Origin of the sequence: Streptomyces longispororuber (assembly GCF_014656095.1) — a bacterium.
In the GTDB taxonomy this organism is placed as follows: Bacteria; Actinomycetota; Actinomycetes; order Streptomycetales; family Streptomycetaceae; genus Streptomyces; species Streptomyces longispororuber.
This window is the reverse complement of sequence record NZ_BNBT01000022.1, coordinates 46,454-65,288: the sequence shown is the minus strand read 5'-3', so window position 1 is coordinate 65,288 and position 18,835 is coordinate 46,454. Positions and strand designations below refer to the sequence as shown.

Sequence of the window (18,835 nt, the reverse complement as noted above, 5' to 3'; positions counted from 1 at the left end):
CACCCGTAACTCCCCAGCGACACAGACCGCTACTTCGAGAGGCATCCACGGACGGCCAACCGAAAAAAACCCGCAGGACACCAGCCCCAAGCCAGCCACTACCACCCGCCGAGAACACCCCCACCCACACCTGACACCAAGGCAGGAACGGGCGGGCGGGTGGGAAAGGCCTTCGGACACCAAGCCCGAACCCAGCCACTCCCGCCCCACCGAGGGAGCCCCCACCCACACCTGACACCAAGGCGGAACGGGCGGGCGGGTGGGAAAGGTCTTCGGACACCAGGCCCGAACCCAGCCACTGCCGCCCCACCAGGGAGGCCCGCCCGCACCCGACACCAGGCCAGGAACGGGCGGGCGGGTGGGAGAGCCCGCGCCAGAGCCGAGCCCCACCCCTCCCTCCGCCCGGCGAAAAGCCCCCCACCCCACCCGGCGAAGCCCAAAGCCCCGCCCCGGCAAGGGGCAGCAACGGGCAAGCCCGGCCAGGCCCTAGCGGGCGTCCAGGGCGCTGCGCCACGCGGCCACCGCTTCGGCCGAGAGCGGCGCGCCCCAGCCATGGGGCCGAGCGGCACCGCCGATGTGGAAGGCCGCAAGCCCCGCCCCCCGCAGCCGCGGCAGGTGTTCGAGCCGCAGCCCCCCACCCACCAGGAGGGTGGGCCCGTACCCCGGCTCCCCACCCCGCGCGGCCTCGGCGACCAGCGTCGGCAGCCCCTCGTCGACCCCACCCGCGGCCCCCGCCGTCAGGTACGTGTCGAGGCCCGGCAGGTCCGCGAGCTGCTTGCGCAGGGCGTCGCGGTCGGCGGCCCGGTCGATGGCCCGGTGGAACGTCCAGCGACACCCGTCGAGCGCGTCGACGACGGCCTCGACGGCCCCCAGGTCGGCCCCGCCGGTCTCGTCGAGGAAGCCGAGCACGAACTCGTCGGCGCCCTCGGCCCGCAGCTCCCGCGCCCGGCGCACCAGCGCGGCGACGTCGCCCGCGGCGAAGCCGTCGGCGAGGCGCAGCATCACGCGCAGCGGGATGTCCACGGCGGCGCGGATCGCGGCGAAGTCCGCGCGGGACGGCGTGAGGCCGTCGGCGGCCATGTCGGTGACCAGTTCGAGGCGGTCCGCCCCTCCGGCCTGGGCCGCGACGGCGTCCTCGGCGTCGAGGGCGATCACCTCCAGGAGTGCGCGCTTGCTCATGGGTGCCTTCCTTCGGGCCTGTGGGGGCGTACCGACGGCGTCGTTCACCTCGGCGGCGACCACAGAAACACAGGTCTAGTCCAATTACCAGAGTACGCGCAGATCACCCCGGCACGCGTCCGCCGACGGGACGCGTACCGGGGTGATCAGGCCAGGTGCGAGGCGGGGTGATCAGGTCACCCGGGCCCGGATGCGTCAGCTCAGTGGCTGGAAACCGCGCAGGCGAAGGCTGTTGCCGACCACGAACACCGAGGAGAAGGCCATGGCGGCGCCCGCGATCATCGGGTTCAGCAGTCCGGCGGCGGCGAGCGGCAGCGCGGCCACGTTGTAGGCGAAGGCCCAGAACAGGTTGGACTTGATGGTGCCGAGGGTCTTGCGGGAGAGGCGGATCGCGTCGGCGGCGGCGCGCAGGTCGCCGCGGACCAGCGTGAGGTCGCCGGCCTCGATGGCGGCGTCGGTGCCCGTGCCCATCGCGAGCCCCAGGTCGGCCTGGGCGAGGGCGGCCGCGTCGTTGACGCCGTCGCCGACCATGGCCACCGAGCGGCCCTCGGCCTGGAGCCGCTTGACGGCGTCGACCTTGTCCTGCGGCAGGACCTCGGCGACGACGTGCTCGGGCGCGATGCCGACCTCCGCGGCGACGGACTCGGCGACGGCGCGGTTGTCGCCGGTCAGCAGCATCGGCGTGAGGCCGAGGGCGCGCAGCCGGCGGACGGCCTCGGCGCTGGTGTCCTTCACGGCGTCGGCGACCTCCAGGACGGCCCGCGCCTCGCCGTCCCAGGCGACGGCGATGGCGGTGCGGCCCGCCGCCTCGGCGTCCTCCTTGGCCCGCTTGAGCCCGGCGGGGAGCTCGATGGCCCAGTCGGCGAGCAGGCGCTCGCGGCCGACGAGCACCGCGTGCCCCTCGACGACGCCCTGGACGCCGAGCCCGGCGACGTTCGCGAAGTCCTCCGGCGTGGGCAGCGGGCCCACCTCGGCGGCGGCCCCGGAGGCGACGGCCTGGGCGATGGGGTGCTCGGAGGCGTGCTCCAGGGCGCCCGCGAGCCGCAGGACGTCGGCCTTGTCCGTGCCCTCGGCGGTGTGCGTGGCCAGCAGGGTCATCCTGCCGGTGGTCACGGTGCCGGTCTTGTCCAGGACGATGGTGTCGACGCGGTGGGTGGACTCCAGGACTTCCGGGCCCTTGATGAGGATGCCGAGCTGGGCGCCGCGCCCGGTGCCGACCATGAGGGCGGTCGGCGTGGCGAGGCCGAGGGCGCAGGGGCAGGCGATGATCAGTACGGCGACGGCGGCGGTGAACGCGGCGGTGAGGCCCGCGCCGTTGCCGAGCCAGAAGCCGAGCGTGGCGACGGCGAGCGCGATGACGACGGGTACGAAGATCCCGGAGACGCGGTCGGCGAGGCGCTGGGCGGCGGCCTTGCCGTTCTGGGCGTCCTCGACGAGCCTGGCCATGCGGGCGAGCTGGGTGTCGGCGCCGACGCGGGTGGCCTCGACGACGAGCCGCCCGCCGACGTTGAGGGTCGCGCCGGTGACGGTGTCGCCCTCGCGGACCTCCACGGGCACGGACTCGCCGGTGAGCATGGAGGCGTCGACCGCGGAGGCGCCCTCGACCACGCGCCCGTCGGTGGCGATCTTCTCGCCGGGCCGGACGAGGAAGCGATCGCCCACGGCCAGCTCACCGACGAGCACGTTCTTCTCCACACCGTCACGCAGGACGGTGACGTCCTTGGCGCCCAGTTCGAGCAGCGCCCGCAGCGCGGCCCCGGCCTTCCGCTTCGACCGGGCCTCGAAGTACCGCCCGGCGAGGATGAAGGCGGTGACCCCGGCCGCGGCCTCCAGGTAGATGTTCCCGGCGCCGTCGGTGCGCTCGATGGTCAGCTCGAAGGCGTGCGTCATGCCCGGCTCGCCCGCCGAGCCGAAGAACAGCGCCCACAGCGACCACAGGAACGCCGCCGACGTGCCGACGGAGATCAGCGTGTCCATGGTGGCCGCGCCGTGCCGCGCGTTGGTGACGGCCGCCTTGTGGAACGGCCAGGCGGCGTACGTCACCACGGGCGCGGCCAGGGTCAGCGACAGCCACTGCCAGTACGTGAACTGGAGCGCCGGGACCATCGCCATGGCGATGACGGGCACGGACAGCAGCACGGCGGTGACCAGCCGCTGCCGCAGCGGCCGCAGCTCGTCACCGTCACCGTCCCCGTCGCCACCCCCGTCCGCGGCCCCCGGATCGTCGGGTCCGGTACGGGGTGGAGCGGGTTCCCGCGCGGTGTACCCGGTGGCCTCCACGGTGGCGATCAGGTCGGCGACGGCGACGCCGTCCCCGTCGAAGCTCACCTTCGCCTTCTCGGTGGCGTAGTTGACGGTCGCCTCGACGCCGTCCATGCGGTTCAGCTTCTTCTCGATGCGCGCCGCACACGAGGCGCAGGTCATGCCGCCGATGGAGAGTTCGACCTCGGTGATGGTGGACATGTCTTCCGCTCCTCGCGATGGCGTGCCGTTCACACGATCCTTTATACCCCCAGGGGGTATCAGGAGCAAGCGCGGACGCCATGCGAAGATCACCCTTGACTAAATACCCCAGGGGGGTATCTTCGACACCAGCGGGATCCGATCGGCGGATCGCGCGCCCACCCGTCCCGCGCCACGCCCCGGAGGAAGACCGACGCCATGAACACCGGACTGAAGATCACCGCCTTCGCCGCGGCCGTCGCGGCGACGTTCGGCACCGCGTACGCGGTCGGCGCGAGCGTCGACACCGTGGACACCCCGTCGGCGCACAGCGGCACGGACCACACCGGCGGCAAGAGGGAGAACTCCCCGAAGAAGGGCGAGGGAGACCCGCAGGACCACGCCCCCGGCGGCCTCCAGATCGCGTCCGGCGGCTACGAGCTGGACCTGCGGACCCCGCGCGCCACCGCGGGCGACCGCACCGCCCTGCGCTTCCGCATCGTGAAGTCCGGCACGGGCCGCGCCGTCACGGCGTACACCCGGGACCACGGCAAGGACCTGCACCTGATCGTCGCCTCACGCGACCTGACGACGTACCGCCATCTGCACCCCACCCGTGCCGCCGACGGCACCTGGTCGGTCCCGGCGACGCTGCCGAAGGCCGGGGACTACCGCGTCTTCGCGGACTTCCGCCCCGAGCGGGCGAAGGAGAAGGTGACGCTGGGCGCGGACCTGGCGGTCACCGGGGAGTACGCCCCCGCGCCCGCGGCCCGGCCCGCGGCCACGGCGAAGCTCCCGGACGGCTACGAGGTGCGCCTCGACGGCGCGCTGACGCCCGGGGCCCCGGGCGAGCTGCGGCTGCGCGTGACGCGCGACGGCAGGCCCGTCACCGACCTCCAGCCGTACCTGGGCGCGTACGGCCACCTGGTCGCCCTGCGCGCCGGTGACCTCGCCTACCTCCACGTCCACCCGTCCGGCGAGCCCGGCGACGGCGAGACGGAGCCCGGCCCCGAGGTGCGCTTCACGGCGACGGCGCCGAGCGCGGGCACGTACCGGCTGTTCCTGGACTTCCGCCACGGCGGCGAGGTCCGCACGGCGGCGTTCACCGTACGGGCGGACGGGGCCGGGCACCCCGCCTCCGGCGACCACACCGGAACGGGTGGCCACGCACACTGACCCCCGGGCCCGCGTGCCTGGCCCGCGCTCAGCCGAAGAGGTTCAGCTCCCCCTCCGCCGCGCCCGCGAGCTCGAAGTCCGCGTCCCCCAGCGGGCGGCCCGCGTACAGCCTGACCAGGGTCGGGGCGTCCCCGATGTACCGCGCGGGCGGGCGGCTGCCGTCCCCGACGCCGAGGATCAGCGGCTCGTCCAGGCCGTCGACGTCGGCGTGCAGGGGCAGCGCGGCACACTGCCTGCTGAACTCCGCCAGCAGCGGCAGCGCGTCCGCAAGACCCTCGCCGCCGTACGCGCCGGGCAGCCCCCACGCGTCCCGTACGTCACCGGCGTGCACCCACTCACCGAGCGCCACACCGTCGAACAGCCCCTCGGCGGCGGTGATCGCGGCGCCCGCGTCGGTCATGCCGCGCTCCAGCTCGTCCACGATGCGGGAGACGGGCCAGTCGGCCCGTTCGGCGATGTCCCGGTCGTTGCCCGCCGCCGTGAACGCGCCTTCATCGAACCGGTTCTCGATCACGCGCGTCAGCGCGGCGGAGCAGTGGGCGAGGACGTCGCGGACCGTCCATCCGGGGCAGCAGGTTGCTGCCGCGAAGGCGGTGTCGTCCGCGGTGCGGAGGAGGGGGATGAGGGTGTCCCGTTCGGTACGGAGGAGCCGGCCGGGCCGCGCGGGGTCGTACGCCCTGCCGGGCGTCGCAGCATCACTCGTCATGCCCGCCACCCAACCGCCCCACCCCCGCGGATGGCAACGCCCGCAGCACAACCCCTCCCCCACCCACCCACCCTCAACCGGCCTCCGGCCTCGTCCTCAAACGCCGGACGGGCTGGATCCGTCCCGCGTCCCGCCGCCGTCACCTGCGGACGTGATCGGCCTGACGGCCTCGTCCTCAAACGCCGGACGGGCTGAACGCCTCCGCCGGGCGCCGTCGTCGGCGGACGGACGGGCACCCGACGACGGCGAGTCGAGACAGTTCAGCCCGTCCGGCGATTGAGGACGAGGCGCGGAGCGCCGTTGTGGGGGAGAGGGGCGGAGCCCCAGACGAAAGGGCGGGGGGCCGGGGGCGGCAGCCACCGGTTCGGGAAGGGGTGGGTCTGGGGCGCCCCGCGTGGGCCCCGCGTAGGGTCGGCCCATGCCCCAGCCCCACGACCAGCTCCGCACCCGCTGGACCACCACCCTCCAAGCCGCCCGCCGCGAAGGCCAAAGCGAAAGCGACAGCGAAAGCAACACCCCCGACCCCACCCCCTACGCCGACAACCTCCTCACCCGCTGGTCAGAACCCCACCGCCGCTACCACACCCTCACCCACCTCACCACCGTCCTCGACCACATCGACACCCTCGAACAGCACGCGGACACCCCGCACTTGGTGCGGCTGGCAGCCTGGTTCCACGACGCCGTCTACGCCCCGGACCGCTCCGAGAACGAGGAGCGCAGCGCCCGCCTGGCCGAGCGCGCCCTCCCCGAGGCGGGCCTGCCCCCCGAGGCCACGGCGGAAGTGGCCCGCCTGGTCCGCCTCACCGTCACCCACGACCCCGCCGAGGGGGACCGCAACGGCGAGGTCCTGTGCGACGCCGACCTGGCGATCCTCGCCGCGCCCCCGGACGCGTACGCGGCCTACGCCGCGGCGGTCCGCGAGGAGTACGCCTTCGTCCCCGACGACGTCTTCCGCCCCGGCCGCGCCGACGTGCTGCGCCAACTCCTCGCCCTGCCCCGCCTGTTCCGCACGCCGCACGGCACCGCGCACTGGGAGGCCCCGGCCAGGGAAAACCTGTCGGCCGAACTGACCTTGCTGACGTAGCCTCGCCGCATGCTGAGCATGGGTGGGGACGAGATCGACGAGGCGGTGGCGCACGCGGGGCGGGCGCTGCGCGCGGTGGCGACGGCGGAGTACGACTGGACGGTCCCGGCGGGCGGCCTGGAGTGGAGCTGCCTCGCGACGGCGGAGCACGTCGTCAGCGACTTCACCGCGTACGCGGCGCAGCTCACGGGCCGGGCGAAGGACGCGTACGTCCCGATCGACATCCGCCTGGACGAGGGCACGGGCCCGCTGGAGGCGGTGCACGCCGTCGAGGCGTCGGGCGGCCTGCTGGCGGCGGTGGTGCGGACCGTGCCGCGCGGGGCGCGGGGCTACCACCCGTTCCCGCACGGCAGCGCGGACGCGCGCGGCTTCGCGGCCATGGGCATCGTGGAGCTGCTGCTGCACACGTACGACGTGCTGCGGGCCTTCGGCGTGCCGTACGAGCCGCCGGCGCGGCTCTGCGAGTCCCTGCTGGCCTGGCAGTTCCCGCACGTGCCGCCCGCGCGGGACGGCGCCTCGCACTGGGAGACGCTGCTGTGGGCGACCGGCCGGGGCACGCTGCCGGGCCGGGCCCGCCTGGAGCGGTGGCGCTGGCACAACCAGGTCCACCTGCCCGCGGAGCGCGTCGAGCTCCTGGAGATCGCGCCGCCCGCGGCGGCGGACCTGGCGGCGGGCGGCACCGGCGGCTTCGACTGGATCGAGGGCGGTCCCTGCGACGGTACGCGGGTGGGCGCCGGCCACGTCGTGAAGGCGTACGAGGCGGGCACGCACCGCCCGGAGTGGGGTTCGTACGCGCTGGTGCGCCGCTCCGACCAGCGGGCGATCGGCGCCATGGGCTTCCACGGCGCCCCCGACGAGGAGGGCTGGGCGGAGGTCGGCTACGACCTGGTCCCGGCGGCCCGCGGCGAGGGCTACGCCACCGAGGCCCTGCGCACCCTCTCGGCCTGGGCCCTCACCCTCCCCGGCGTCAGGGGCCTGCGCGCGGTGGTCAACGAGGGCAACACCGCCTCGGAGGCGGTCCTCACCAGGTCGGGCTACACCCGCACAGCCAACCGCGACACCCTGCACACCTACGAACGCACACCCTGAACCCACCCCCACCCCCCACCCCCAACCGGCCTGACGGCCTCGTCCTCAAACGCCGGACGGGCTGGATGCGTCCCGCGTCCCACCGCCGACACCTGCGGGCGTGATCGGCCTGGCGGCCTCGTCCTCAATCGCCGGACGGGCTGGAAGCGTCCGCCGGGCACCGTCGTCGGCTGACGGACACCCGGCAACGGCGAGTCGAGGACACCCCGGCCCGTCCAGCCGACGACGGCGAGTCGAGAGCACTTTCAGCCCGTCCGGCGTTTGAGGACGAGGCGCGGAGCGCCAATGACGGGGAAAGGGGCGGAGCCCCAGGCGGAAACGGCGAGGCTCCAGGAATTCCAGCCCGTCCGGCGATTGAGGACGAGGCGCGGAGCGCCGATGACGGGGGAAAGGGGCGGAGCCCCAGGTGAGACGGGCGGGGGCCAGGGGCGGCAGCCTCTGGGGGCGGGGAAGGGGCGGGCTTGGGGAGCTCCCGGCAGGGCCTACCCCCGCCCCTTCCGCCGCCGCAACCCCGCCCCCGTAAGCCTCCGCACCAACTCCCGCGACCCCACCTCCACAGCCCCCGCCCCCACCGCATCCGCGTACCGCTCCGCCGGCACGTCGTAGTGGTCCCGGTCGAAGGCCCGCCGAGGCGCCCCGATGCGCGCAGCGAAGGCGTGCAGCTCCTCGTACGAGACGTCGCTGACCAGGTGGGACCAGAGCCGCCCGTGCCCCGGCCAGGTGGGCGGGTCGATGTAGAGCGTCACGTCAGGCTGCCCACCGGCGCGACCACGACGCCGGCCTTGCCGCACACCCAGTGCGGGTCGGGCCCCAGCTCGGGCTCCACGTCCAGGGCGTGCGGCTCGCCCGACCCGCACACCGGGCACAGCGGCCACCGCCCGTACCGTTCCAGGATCTTGTCCTGGACGTCCTGTGCGACGAGCCCGGCGACGTACGCGGCGCCCTCGGGCCACTGCTCGACCCACCAGCGGCGGTGCGCCACGGACTCCTCGACGAAGGAGACGACGTCGGCCTGCGCGACCTCGCGCGCGGCGAGGTCGGCGAGGACGAGGGCGCGGGCCGCGTGCAACGCCTGCTCCAGAGGGTCAATCGTGTCCATGCAGCCATTGTCGCCCCGTACGTCACGGACCGGCCGCCGGAGAGCACCCGCGGCGGCGGGCGCAGCCCCCCGCGCAGACCCCCGCGCAGACCCCCGCACAGACCCCCGCACCACCCTTGACCCCGCCCCCGGCCTGAAAATACCTTCCAGAGGTGACCTCTGACGTGAAGGAAATTTTCGCGGGAGGCGCCCCGCCCGCCCCCGCCGCCCTCGCGGCCAAGGTACGCACGCTGGCGCCGTCGATGACGCGGTCCATGCAGCGCGTCGCCGAGGCGGTCGCGGGCGACCCGGCGGGCTGCGCCGCCCTCACGGTCACCGGCCTGGCCGAGCTCACCGGCACCAGCGAGGCGACGGTCGTGCGCACGGCCCGCCTGCTCGGCTACCCGGGCTACCGCGACCTCAGGCTCGCCCTCGCGGGCCTGGCCGCCCACCAGCAGTCGGGCCGGGCGCCCGCCGTGACGGCGGACATCGCCGTGGACGACCCGATCGCGGACGTGGTCGCCAAGCTCGCGTACGACGAGCAGCAGACCCTCGCCGACACGGCCGCCGGGCTCGACACCGTGCAGCTCGGGGCGGCCGTCGCCGCGCTGGCCGCCGCGCGCCGCACGGAGATCTACGGCGTGGCCGCCTCCGGCCTGGTCGCCCAGGACCTGGCGCAGAAGCTGCTACGCATCGGCCATGTCGCGCACGCGCACTCCGACCCGCACCTGGCGGTCACCAATGCCGTGACGCTGCGGGCCAAGGACGTGGCGATCGCGATCACCCACTCCGGTTCGACCGGCGACGTGATCGAGCCGCTGCGGGTGGCCTTCGAGCACGGCGCGACGACGATCGCCGTGACCGGCCGCCCCGACGGCCTGGTCTCCGCCTACGCCGACCACATACTGACCACGTCCACCGCCCGCGAGAGCGAGCTGCGCCCCGCCGCGATGTCGTCCCGTACGAGCCAACTGCTCGTCGTGGACTGCCTCTTCGTCGGGGTGGCGCAGCGCACGTACGAGACGGCCGCGCCCGCCCTCGCCGCGTCGTACGAGGCTCTGGCGCACCGGCACCGCAACGGCTGAGCCCGCCGGGGCACACCGCCCCGCCACGCCCCGCGCCCGCCCGCGGACACCGGGCGGACCGGCACACCCCATCCACCCCCTCTCCGAGAGAGCCGCTGTTCCCATGACCTCCACCTCCGACGGCCACCACGACCTGCGGGCGCAGCTCGCCGCCCTCACCACCGAGGCCTTCCGGCCCGAGCTGGCCGAGATCGACCGGCTGCCCACCCTGGAGATCGCACGGATCATGAACGGCGAGGACGCCTCCGTGCCCACCGCCGTCGCCGCGCAGCTCCCCCGCATCGCCGCCGCCATCGACGCCACCGCCGAGCGCATGGCCCGGGGCGGCCGCCTGATCTACGCGGGCGCGGGCACGGCCGGGCGGCTCGGCGTGCTGGACGCGTCCGAGTGCCCGCCCACGTTCAACACCAGCCCCGCGGACGTGATCGGCCTGATCGCGGGCGGCCCCCCGGCCCTGGTCACCGCCGTGGAGGGCGCCGAGGACAGCGGGGCGCTCGCCGCCGAGGACCTGGAGGCGCTGGCCCTCACCCCCGACGACACGGTGGTGGGCGTCTCGGCCTCGGGCCGCACCCCGTACGCGATCGGCGCCGTCGAGTACGCCCGCGCCCGCCTGGCCCTGACCATCGGCCTGTCCTGCAACGCGGGCAGCGCGCTCGCGGCGGCGGCCGAGCACGGCATCGAGGTCGTCGTCGGCCCCGAACTCCTCACCGGGTCCACCCGCCTGAAGGCGGGCACGGCGCAGAAGCTCGTCCTCAACATGATCTCGACGATCACGATGATCCGCCTGGGCAAGACGTACGGGAACCTCATGGTCGACGTCCGCGCCTCCAACGAGAAGCTGCGGGCCCGCTCCCGCCACATCGTCGCCCTGGCGACGGGCGCCCCCGACGCCGAGATCGAGCGCGCCCTCGCCGCCACGGACGGCGAGGTGAAGAACGCGATCCTCACGATCCTCGGCGACGTCGACGCCCCCACGGCGGCGCGCCTCCTCACCCAGTCGAACGGCCACCTCCGCGCGGCCCTGACAGCGGCGAACGGCGCCTGACCCGGGTCAGCCCGGGAACGCCGCCGTGTCCACCGTCGCTCCGAGCGGCTCCGGACACACGAACCGCTCCCCGAACGGCACCCGCTCGGCGTGCTTGTACGCCCCGTTCTGCGGCTCGCTGAACACCGTGACGGTGGGCCCGTGCTCGTCGAAGCGGTCCACGAGCAGGTAGACCGGTACAGGGGCGTGGGCATAGGCCCACACCTTCTTGACCCGGTCGTCCTTGGCGTTGCTCCGCGAGGTGATCTCGACGACGAGCAGGGCCTCCGCGGCGTCCAGGGGATCGGTGCTGTCGGGGTCGACGTCGACGACGGTGTCCCGAGGGGCCACCACCAGGTCGGGCACGTACAGCTTCCCCCAGGCCGCGATGTGGATGCCGAGGGTCTGGTACACCCCCAGTTCGTCCGGGAGCGTCCGGTAGAGAGACCTCTGGAGCACGTCCGCGATCTCGTTGTGGTGCCTGTGCGGCGGCGGTACCAAGACGATCTGCCCTTCGTCGATCTCGGCGTGCCACCCCTCCGGCACGTCCAGCTCACACCAGGTCCGGAGCAGGTAGTCCCACGACCGGCGGTCCGGAGCCGTGTCGTGTCCGACCGGTACGGCGGTCATCGCGGGTCCCTTCCCTAGAAGCCTGCGGCGCGTGAGCGTGGACCGACGAGTCCACGGCCCGTGTCCACTCTCCCCCAGCGTCCCACGACGAGGCGACCGGGACCGGGACCCCGTCACGGCAGCCTGCCCTCCCGGTTCACCCGGCGGACCCGCTCCCGCAGCACCTCCGCCACCGGGGCCGGGGCCGTGGCGTGCGGCGGGCAGTCCCACTCCCGCCCGCCGCCCACCGGCCGCAGTTGCACATAGCCGCCCTCGCGGCCCATCACCTGACCCACCCTGCCGTCCCGTACGTCGACCACGTACTCCGCGGGGCCCGCGGTGCTCACCGCCCCGCCTCGCGCAACACCGCCACGAGGCGCATCGCGGTGTCCAGGTTGCACCGGCCCAGCTCCACCAGCGGGTACGGGGCCCGCGCCGCCATGGTCAGCGGGTCCACCCGCAGCGACGGCAGGGTCACGCCGACGCGGGCCAGCTCCGCCCGCAGCGCCGCCACCGTGTCCTCGGCCGCCCGCCCTCGCTCTTCCGGCGTCATCGCCATAGCTACGCCTTTCTACTGAGTGTTGACCGTTCCTCACCCAGGGTGTTCGCTCCCGCCTACCCTGAAAAGCGCAGGTCTCCCAACAACCTCCGCTGTCCGAGGAGCCCCCACCATGACCCGACCCAAGGACCTCGACCCCTCCTCCAACCCCCGCGCTTTACTGGGCGCGGAGCTTCGCCACGCCCGTGAACGGGCGGGCCTCAGCCAAGAGGCCCTCGGCGCCCCGCTGTTCGTCAGCGGCTCCTTCATCGGCCAGTTGGAGGCCGGTACGCGCCGCATGCACCTGGAGTACGCCCGCCACTTCGACGAAACCCTCGGCACGGACACGTTCTTCACCCGCAACTGCGGCGCCCTGGCGAAGTCCAAGTACCCGGACCACTTCGCGGAGGCAGCGGAGTCCGAAGCGATCGCTACTGCCATCCGGGAGTACGCGCCGCTGCTGATTCCGGGGTTGTTGCAGACGCCGGGGTACGCGCGGGCTGTTTTCCGCGCCTACCAGCCCACGGCCCCGGACAGCGTCATCGACGAGTTGGTGACGGCTCGGCTGGAGCGAGCCCACATCCTCGCTGATCCAACAAGCCCGTTGTTGTGGGCGGTCCTTGACGAGGCAGTGCTGCGCAGGGTGGTCGGCGGTCGCCAGTGCATGGCCGAGGCACTGCGACACATCGCAGCGCTGGCCCGGAAGTGCCGGATCATCGCGCAGGTCATGCCGTTCACGGCGGGTGCTCACACTTCGATGGGCGGCTCCCTCAAGCTGATGGCCTTCGACGATGCCCCTCCGCTCGTCTACTTCGAAGGCTCCGGCACGGGTCGGCTGGAAGACGATCCAGCCACTGTCGTCCGCTACGAACTCGCTTACGATTTGTTGGGGGCCAGCGCGTTGTCACCCCAAGAGTCCCTGGCCCTGATCGAATCAGTGGCAGAGGATTACGCGCATGACGATCAGCCCTGAGTACGACTTGAGCGCAGCCACATGGCACAAATCCAGCTACAGCGACGGTAGTGGCGGCAACTGCCTGGAGATAGCCCGCTGGCGCAAGTCCACGTACAGCGGCGGGGAGGGCGGCAACTGCCTCGAAGTAGGTGACGGCCACCCGGACGTCGTCCCCGTCCGCGACTCCAAGAACTCCGAAGGCCCCAACCTCCTCTTCCCTTCCCACGCCTGGGCCGCTTTCATCGGCAACCTGAAGGAGTAGCGACCACCTACACCCAGGGAGCCGGGCGTGCCCACCGCACTGCTGGAGGAGGACCCCGAGCGCCTCGGGGGCTACTGGCTGGCCGCCCGGCTCGGCGCGGGCGGGCAGGGCGTCGTCTACGAGGCGTACGACGCGCGCGGCGCCCGCGTGGCGGTGAAGGCCCTGCACCGCGGCGCGCAGCCGCCCGTGCGGGAGAGGTTCGGGCGGGAGGCCGACGCCGCCCGCAGGGTGGCGTCGTTCTGCACGGCCCGGGTGCTCGACGCCTCGGCGGACGGCGAGACCCCGTACATCGTCAGCGAGTACGTGCCGGGGCCGACGCTGGCGGAGGAGGTGCGCCGGCACGGTCCGTTGGCGGAGGACGCGCTGCTGCGGATGGCGGTGGGCGCGGCGACGGCGCTGGTGGCGATCCACGGCGCTGGGGTGGTGCACCGGGACCTGAAGCCGGGGAACGTGCTGCTCGGGCCGGACGGCCCGCGCATCATCGACTTCGGGATAGCCCGCGCTCCGGACGCGTCGCTGACGGCGACGAACAGGATCATGGGGACGTTCGGCTACATGGCGCCGGAGGTGCTGGCGGGGCGGCGGGCCACGGAGGCGTCGGACGTGTTCGCGTGGGCGGCGGTGGTGGTGTTCGCGGCGAGCGGCACCGAGCCGTTCCGGGGCGCGAACATCGGCGAGGTGGTGCACCGGGCGACGACCCTGGACCCGGACCTGTCGGCGCTGCCGAGCCGGATACGGCCCCTGGTCGCGGCGGCGCTGGCGAAGCAGCCGGAACTGCGGCCGACGGCGCGGGAGTTGCTGCTCGGCCTGGTCGGGGACCTGCCGAAGTCGGCGGACCCGCGCAACGCGCTGCTGTCGGCGGGGGCGGAGCGCGCCGCCGCGCCGGAGGGGGCCGACCGGCCCGAGGGGTCGACCACGGAGGTCGTACCGCCGCTCGGCGACCGCGCCGAGGAGGCGTACGCGGCGCTCCCGGCGGCGACCCAGCTCGTGGCGCAGCAGGTCCTGCTGCGCCTGGTGGTACCGGGTGACGCGGCCGACGGCGGCCAGGACTCCGTGCGCACGGCGGGCCGCGCGGAGCTGTACGCGGACCGGCCGGAGAGCGAGCGCAGGGCGACGGAGGCGGCGGTGACCGCGCTGGCCGCGGCGGGGGCGCTGGTCGTGGGAGAGGACGACGGTTCCGTACGGCCGGTGAGCGCGGCCCTGATCCCCGCGTGGCGGCGGTTGCGGGAGTGGGTGGCCGCCGAACGGGCCGGGCTCGTGACCCACCGGCGGCTCGGCCGGGCCGCGCTGGCGTGGCAGGCGGGCGGGGAGCGCCCCGACGACCTGCTGCGCGGCACGGCGCTGGCGACGGGCGTGGACTGGCTGGCGGCGGCGCCGTTCGCGCTGCGGCCGAGCCCGCTGGAGCTGCGGTTCCTGACCGCGTCGCGGGACGAGGCGGCGCGGGCGGGCCGCCGCAGGCGGCAACTCCTCGCCGGGGTCGCGGTGTTGGCGGCGCTCGCGCTGCTGGCCGGTACCGTCGCCTGGTTCCAGACCCGCGAGAGCCGCCGCAACGCCGCCGAGGCCGACCGCCGCCGCGCCCAGGCCACCGCCCGCTCGGTCGCCCAGGCCGCCGACAGCCTGCGCGGCGACCAGCCCGACACGGCGATGCTGCTGAGCCTCGCGGCGTGGCGCATCGCCGAGACCCCGGAGTCCCGCGCGGCGCTGAACTCGGCGGCGACGCTACGGGAGACGGCGGTGATCGGGCTGCCCGCGGTCAAGTCGACGTCCGAGAGCGGCACGTGGTTGCTGCCGGGCGGGCGCACGATGATGATGTACGCGCCCGGCGAGGTCACCTTGTGGGACCTGACCAAAGGCCCGAGGGGCGCTGGGAAGCCCTACGCCACGGTGTCGGGCAACGCAAACGCCGACGAACTGACCGAACCGCTCACCAGCCTGGACGGGCGTCTCCTCCTCGTCCAGGACATGGGCGAGAACCCCTCGTACCGGGTCGTGTCCGTCCGCGACGGCAAGCCCATGGGCGAGCCGTTGCCGCGCCAGTCCTCCTACGCGCCCGTCGCACTGACGAACCACGGCCAGGTCCTCTACGAAGAGGCGTTCACCGACCAGACGCCTGGCCCGGCCACGAGATACCGGCTTGTCGGCCCTTCGGGCAAGCTGGTCACGGCCTGGACGTCCCGCGAGGGCGAAGTGGTGCTCTCCCCGTCGGGCACGCACTACGCCACGTGCACCGGGGAGGACGAGGTCCTGGCGTCCGTGGAGGTGTGGGCGCTCGGGGCGAAAGGCCGCAAGCGGGTGTTCGGCGGTGAGGACTCCGCTGACAGCCCACAGTGCGGCCGGGGCATCAGCTTCAGCGCCGACGGCCGCCTGGTGGCCGCGCACGCCCCCTTGGAAGGGACGACCGTCCTGAGGACCGCCACCGGCGAAGAGGCGGGGGAAGCACCTTCCGAGAAACTGGACAGCCCGTCGCTGAGCGCCGACGGTCACCACGTCGTGGGCACCACGAAGGACGGCACCATCGAGATCTGGGGCCGCGACGACGCCGAAGTCCCCCTCTTCCGCTTCACCCCCCGCCAGGGCCAGGACTACGAGCGCCGCCGGAGCGCGTTCGACCCCTGGACGCAGACCCTCGTCTACGCCACGCAGGTCCCTCACCAGGTGCACCGGCTCGACGTGCGCTCCGCCTTGTCCGCCGGGCCGCTGGGCCGGGACGTGCAGGCCGCCGCCGTGTCCGCCGACGGGCGCGTCGGCGTGTTCCGCACGGGCGGCGAGGAACGGCCCGTACAGCACCTGATGAACCTACGGACGGAGAGGGAGGCCGCCGCTCCCGTACCGCAGCGGCCGGGTCCGGGTGAGGCGGCGCTGAACCGGGTGAGCGGGCTGTCCGCCGACGGCCGCTTCCTCGCCTTCACCGACTTCGTGACCCGGGGCGACGACTACAAGCTCTCCATCAGCCTGTGGAACACCCGCACCCACAAGGAGCTGTTCCGCGCACCCGTGCCCCACGGCCGTACGGTCTCCCGCATCGCCGTCTCACCCGACGGCCGCCACCTCGCGTACGCCCACGAGAACGCCGGGGAGCCAGACGCCGCGCCCGGCACCTACGAGGTCTGGGACGCCCGTACCCGCAAACGCGTCCACACGTACGCCAAGGCCGACATCCACGGGCGGTTCAGCCCGGACGGCCGCCGGCTGGTCACCACCCGGGGTGACGTCCTGGACCTGGCGAAGGGCACCTCGCGGCGGGCCGACTTCGGGGCCGACAACTCCACGGACCTGGTCTTCTCCCGCGACGGCAAGACCTTAGCCGTCGTCCAGGACACCGGCTGGGTCGAGCTGTGGGACGGCGCGGTCACCGGGCGGCGGGCGCGGATGCCCAGCAGCACGGTGCGCGGTGCCTCGCACGGCGGCAAGGAGATGCGCTCCCCGGCTGTCTCGCCCGACGGGTCGCTGCTCGCGGCCGTCGTCGACGACAACGCCCTCCAGCTCTGGGACCTGGACTCCCGCCTCGCGCTCGGCGAGCCGCTGGAACTCATGGGCCGGAAGATCGACGACCTCGCCTTCGACCCCGGCGGCGTGCTGCGCGCCCTCAGCGGCAACCGCACGCAGGCCGTCGAGCTCACCCCGGGCCGCCTGGCCGCCACGGTCTGCCGCAAGGCGGGCCGCGACCTCACGCGCGCGGAGTGGCGTACGTACGTACCGGACGCCGCGTACCGGAGCCTGTGCTGATGCGCTGATTCCCGTACGGGGAAACGCCGGAGGGCGGCACCCCTCGCGCGTGGCGAGGGGTGCCGCCCTCCGGGAGGACGAGCCCGAACCGTCAGCCGGCTCAGAAGTCCATGTCACCGCCGGGCATGCCGCCCGGAGCGCCCGCCGGGGCGGCCTTCTCCGGCTTGTCGGCGATGACGGCCTCGGTGGTGAGGAACAGCGCGGCGATGGACGCGGCGTTCTGCAGCGCGGAACGCGTGACCTTCGCCGGGTCGATGATGCCCTCGCCGATCATGTCCACGTACTCACCGGTCGCGGCGTTGAGGCCGTGACCCGGGGTGAGGTTGCGGACCTTCTCCACGATGACGCCACCCTCGAGGCCGGCGTTCACGGAGATCTGCTTCAGCGGAGCCTCGAGGGCCAGCTTCACGGCGGCGGCACCGGTGGCCTCGTCGCCGTCCAGCTCCAGCTTCTCGAAGACCGAGGAGGCCTGCAGCAGGGCCACGCCACCACCGGCGACGATGCCCTCCTCGACGGCCGCCTTGGCGTTGCGCACGGCGTCCTCGATGCGGTGCTTGCGCTCCTTGAGCTCGACCTCGGTCGCGGCACCGGCCTTGATGACGGCCACGCCGCCCGCGAGCTTCGCCAGGCGCTCCTGGAGCTTCTCGCGGTCGTAGTCCGAGTCGCTGTTCTCGATCTCGGCGCGGATCTGGTTCACGCGGCCCTGGACGGCCTCGGAGTCACCGGCACCGTCGACGATCGTGGTCTCGTCCTTGGTGATGACGACCTTGCGGGCGCGGCCGAGCAGGTCGAGACCGGCGTTCTCCAGCTTGAGGCCGACCTCCTCGGAGATGACCGTGCCACCCGTGAGGATGGCGATGTCGCCGAGCATGGCCTTGCGGCGGTCGCCGAAGCCCGGGGCCTTGACGGCGACGGACTTGAACGTGCCGCGGATCTTGTTCACGACCAGCGTGGACAGGGCCTCGCCCTCGACGTCCTCGGCGATGATCAGCAGCGGCTTGCCCGACTGCATGACCTTCTCCAGGAGCGGAAGGAGGTCCTTCACGTTGGAGATCTTGGAGTTGACGATGAGGATGTACGGGTCCTCGAGCGACGCCTCCATGCGCTCCATGTCGGTCGCGAAGTACGCCGAGATGTAGCCCTTGTCGAAGCGCATACCCTCGGTGAGCTCCAGCTCCAGACCGAAGGTCTGGGACTCCTCGACGGTGATGACGCCTTCCTTGCCGACCTTGTCCATGGCCTCGGCGATCAGCTCGCCGATCTGGGTGTCGGCGGCGGAGATGGAGGCCGTGGAGGCGATCTGCTCCTTGGTCTCGACCTCCTTGGCCTGGTCGAGCAGGGCGCCCGAGACGGCCTCGACGGCCTTCTCGATGCCGCGCTTCAGGGCCATCGGGTTGGCACCCGCGGCCACGTTGCGCAGGCCCTCGCGGACCAGCGCCTGGGCCAGGACGGTCGCGGTCGTCGTGCCGTCACCGGCGACGTCGTCCGTCTTCTTCGCGACCTCCTTGACCAGCTCGGCGCCGATCTTCTCGTACGGGTCCTCGAGCTCGATCTCCTTGGCGATGGACACACCATCGTTGGTGATCGTGGGGGCGCCCCACTTCTTCTCGAGGACGACGTTGCGACCCTTGGGGCCCAGGGTCACCTTGACGGCGTCGGCGAGCTGGTTCATGCCGCGCTCGAGGCCGCGCCGTGCCTCCTCGTCGAACGCGATGATCTTGGCCATGTGAAGTGGTCCTCCCGGACAGGGGTGGAAAAACTCGGACCGCGCCGGCGCCCGCGACGGACGGCCTGCCTGCCTTGTGGTTCCTTGCCCCACCCGGCCTGCGGGCCTCACCCACCCGGTCCTTCTGTCACTCTCACTCGTAGAGTGCTAACG

Annotated in this window: 17 protein-coding genes; 8 read left to right on the top strand and 9 right to left on the bottom strand. The window is 73.5% G+C overall.

Annotated features, from left to right (window positions below):
- Positions 1 to 486: 486 nt before the first annotated feature.
- A complete protein-coding gene (locus IE330_RS10600; protein ID WP_190135662.1) occupies positions 487 to 1,179 on the bottom strand; it encodes a copper homeostasis protein CutC in 693 nt (230 codons plus the stop codon).
- A gap of 195 nt (positions 1,180 to 1,374) precedes the next feature.
- Positions 1,375 to 3,642, bottom strand: coding sequence for a heavy metal translocating P-type ATPase (locus IE330_RS10595; protein ID WP_190135661.1), 2,268 nt, complete (start codon positions 3,640 to 3,642; stop codon positions 1,375 to 1,377).
- 198 nt (positions 3,643 to 3,840) lie between these two features.
- Between IE330_RS10595 and IE330_RS10590 the strand changes: the two genes are divergently transcribed.
- On the top strand, positions 3,841 to 4,797 hold the full coding sequence (locus IE330_RS10590) for a DUF8832 domain-containing protein (protein ID WP_190135660.1): 957 nt from the start codon (positions 3,841 to 3,843) through the stop codon (positions 4,795 to 4,797).
- A gap of 28 nt (positions 4,798 to 4,825) precedes the next feature.
- On the opposite strand, the gene IE330_RS10585 is transcribed toward IE330_RS10590, so the two are convergent.
- Positions 4,826 to 5,503 carry a maleylpyruvate isomerase family mycothiol-dependent enzyme gene (locus tag IE330_RS10585; RefSeq protein ID WP_190135659.1) on the bottom strand — a complete coding sequence of 226 codons (678 nt, stop codon included), beginning with the start codon at positions 5,501 to 5,503 and terminating at the stop codon, positions 4,826 to 4,828.
- Between the two features lie 418 nt (positions 5,504 to 5,921).
- On the opposite strand from IE330_RS10585, the gene IE330_RS10580 reads away from it, so the two are divergent.
- Both IE330_RS10580 and IE330_RS10575 read left to right on the top strand, forming a co-directional pair.
- Positions 5,922 to 6,590 (top strand): HD domain-containing protein, encoded by a 669-nt coding sequence (locus IE330_RS10580; protein ID WP_190135658.1) that lies wholly within the window; start codon positions 5,922 to 5,924, stop codon positions 6,588 to 6,590.
- Positions 6,591 to 6,599: 9 nt separating this feature from the next.
- Positions 6,600 to 7,679: a GNAT family N-acetyltransferase gene (locus tag IE330_RS10575; RefSeq protein ID WP_190135657.1), complete on the top strand. Its 1,080-nt coding sequence runs from the start codon at positions 6,600 to 6,602 to the stop codon at positions 7,677 to 7,679.
- Positions 7,680 to 8,161: 482 nt separating this feature from the next.
- Here the strand turns inward: IE330_RS10575 and IE330_RS10570 are convergent, their stop codons facing one another.
- Positions 8,162 to 8,425 carry a DUF4031 domain-containing protein gene (locus tag IE330_RS10570; protein WP_190135656.1) on the bottom strand — a complete coding sequence of 88 codons (264 nt, stop codon included), beginning with the start codon at positions 8,423 to 8,425 and terminating at the stop codon, positions 8,162 to 8,164.
- On the bottom strand, positions 8,422 to 8,778 hold the full coding sequence (locus IE330_RS10565; RefSeq protein WP_190135655.1) for a DUF8819 family protein: 357 nt from the start codon (positions 8,776 to 8,778) through the stop codon (positions 8,422 to 8,424). The genes IE330_RS10570 and IE330_RS10565 overlap by 4 nt, the downstream gene beginning before the upstream one ends.
- A 152-nt stretch (positions 8,779 to 8,930) precedes the next feature.
- Between IE330_RS10565 and IE330_RS10560 the strand changes: the two genes are divergently transcribed.
- Complete coding sequence (locus IE330_RS10560) at positions 8,931 to 9,842, top strand: MurR/RpiR family transcriptional regulator (RefSeq protein ID WP_190135654.1); 912 nt, start codon at positions 8,931 to 8,933, stop codon at positions 9,840 to 9,842.
- Positions 9,843 to 9,945: 103 nt separating this feature from the next.
- Positions 9,946 to 10,887, top strand: a complete 942-nt coding sequence (gene murQ, locus IE330_RS10555) for an N-acetylmuramic acid 6-phosphate etherase (RefSeq protein WP_190135653.1) — start codon at positions 9,946 to 9,948, stop codon at positions 10,885 to 10,887.
- A gap of 6 nt (positions 10,888 to 10,893) precedes the next feature.
- On the opposite strand, the gene IE330_RS10550 is transcribed toward murQ, so the two are convergent.
- From IE330_RS10550 to IE330_RS10540, 3 genes are all read right to left on the bottom strand, one after another.
- A complete protein-coding gene (locus tag IE330_RS10550; RefSeq protein WP_190135652.1) occupies positions 10,894 to 11,496 on the bottom strand; it encodes a Uma2 family endonuclease in 603 nt (200 codons plus the stop codon).
- Positions 11,497 to 11,609: 113 nt separating this feature from the next.
- The gene (locus IE330_RS10545; protein WP_190135673.1) at positions 11,610 to 11,822 is read right to left on the bottom strand and encodes a hypothetical protein; all 213 of its coding nucleotides are present in this window, start codon (positions 11,820 to 11,822) and stop codon (positions 11,610 to 11,612) included.
- Positions 11,819 to 12,034, bottom strand: a complete 216-nt coding sequence (locus IE330_RS10540) for a hypothetical protein (RefSeq protein WP_190135651.1) — start codon at positions 12,032 to 12,034, stop codon at positions 11,819 to 11,821. The genes IE330_RS10545 and IE330_RS10540 overlap by 4 nt, the downstream gene beginning before the upstream one ends.
- A gap of 112 nt (positions 12,035 to 12,146) precedes the next feature.
- On the opposite strand from IE330_RS10540, the gene IE330_RS10535 reads away from it, so the two are divergent.
- From IE330_RS10535 to IE330_RS10525, 3 genes are read left to right on the top strand one after another with little or no spacing between them, the layout of a single operon-like run.
- Positions 12,147 to 12,986 carry a helix-turn-helix domain-containing protein gene (locus IE330_RS10535; protein ID WP_190135650.1) on the top strand — a complete coding sequence of 280 codons (840 nt, stop codon included), beginning with the start codon at positions 12,147 to 12,149 and terminating at the stop codon, positions 12,984 to 12,986.
- Positions 12,970 to 13,230 (top strand): DUF397 domain-containing protein, encoded by a 261-nt coding sequence (locus IE330_RS10530; protein WP_190135649.1) that lies wholly within the window; start codon positions 12,970 to 12,972, stop codon positions 13,228 to 13,230. The genes IE330_RS10535 and IE330_RS10530 overlap by 17 nt, the downstream gene beginning before the upstream one ends.
- 27 nt (positions 13,231 to 13,257) lie before the next feature.
- The gene (locus IE330_RS10525) at positions 13,258 to 16,956 is read left to right on the top strand and encodes a WD40 repeat domain-containing serine/threonine protein kinase (protein ID WP_190135648.1); all 3,699 of its coding nucleotides are present in this window, start codon (positions 13,258 to 13,260) and stop codon (positions 16,954 to 16,956) included.
- 100 nt (positions 16,957 to 17,056) lie between these two features.
- Here IE330_RS10525 and groL read toward each other — a convergent pair whose 3' ends face one another.
- Entirely contained in the window at positions 17,057 to 18,682 is a 1,626-nt protein-coding gene (gene groL / locus IE330_RS10520; protein WP_190135647.1) for a chaperonin GroEL, read from the bottom strand.
- Positions 18,683 to 18,835 lie beyond the last annotated feature (153 nt).

Coding starts and splice junctions, on each gene's coding strand:
- IE330_RS10600 (WP_190135662.1), bottom strand. CDS start 1,179: ATGAGCAAGCGCGCACTCCTGGAGGTGATCGCCCTCGACGCCGAGGAC.
- IE330_RS10595 (WP_190135661.1), bottom strand. CDS start 3,642: ATGTCCACCATCACCGAGGTCGAACTCTCCATCGGCGGCATGACCTGC.
- IE330_RS10590 (WP_190135660.1), top strand. CDS start 3,841: ATGAACACCGGACTGAAGATCACCGCCTTCGCCGCGGCCGTCGCGGCG.
- IE330_RS10585 (WP_190135659.1), bottom strand. CDS start 5,503: ATGACGAGTGATGCTGCGACGCCCGGCAGGGCGTACGACCCCGCGCGG.
- IE330_RS10580 (WP_190135658.1), top strand. CDS start 5,922: ATGCCCCAGCCCCACGACCAGCTCCGCACCCGCTGGACCACCACCCTC.
- IE330_RS10575 (WP_190135657.1), top strand. CDS start 6,600: ATGCTGAGCATGGGTGGGGACGAGATCGACGAGGCGGTGGCGCACGCG.
- IE330_RS10565 (WP_190135655.1), bottom strand. CDS start 8,778: ATGGACACGATTGACCCTCTGGAGCAGGCGTTGCACGCGGCCCGCGCC.
- murQ (WP_190135653.1), top strand. CDS start 9,946: ATGACCTCCACCTCCGACGGCCACCACGACCTGCGGGCGCAGCTCGCC.
- IE330_RS10550 (WP_190135652.1), bottom strand. CDS start 11,496: ATGACCGCCGTACCGGTCGGACACGACACGGCTCCGGACCGCCGGTCG.
- IE330_RS10540 (WP_190135651.1), bottom strand. CDS start 12,034: ATGGCGATGACGCCGGAAGAGCGAGGGCGGGCGGCCGAGGACACGGTG.
- IE330_RS10535 (WP_190135650.1), top strand. CDS start 12,147: ATGACCCGACCCAAGGACCTCGACCCCTCCTCCAACCCCCGCGCTTTA.
- IE330_RS10530 (WP_190135649.1), top strand. CDS start 12,970: ATGACGATCAGCCCTGAGTACGACTTGAGCGCAGCCACATGGCACAAA.
- groL (WP_190135647.1), bottom strand. CDS start 18,682: ATGGCCAAGATCATCGCGTTCGACGAGGAGGCACGGCGCGGCCTCGAG.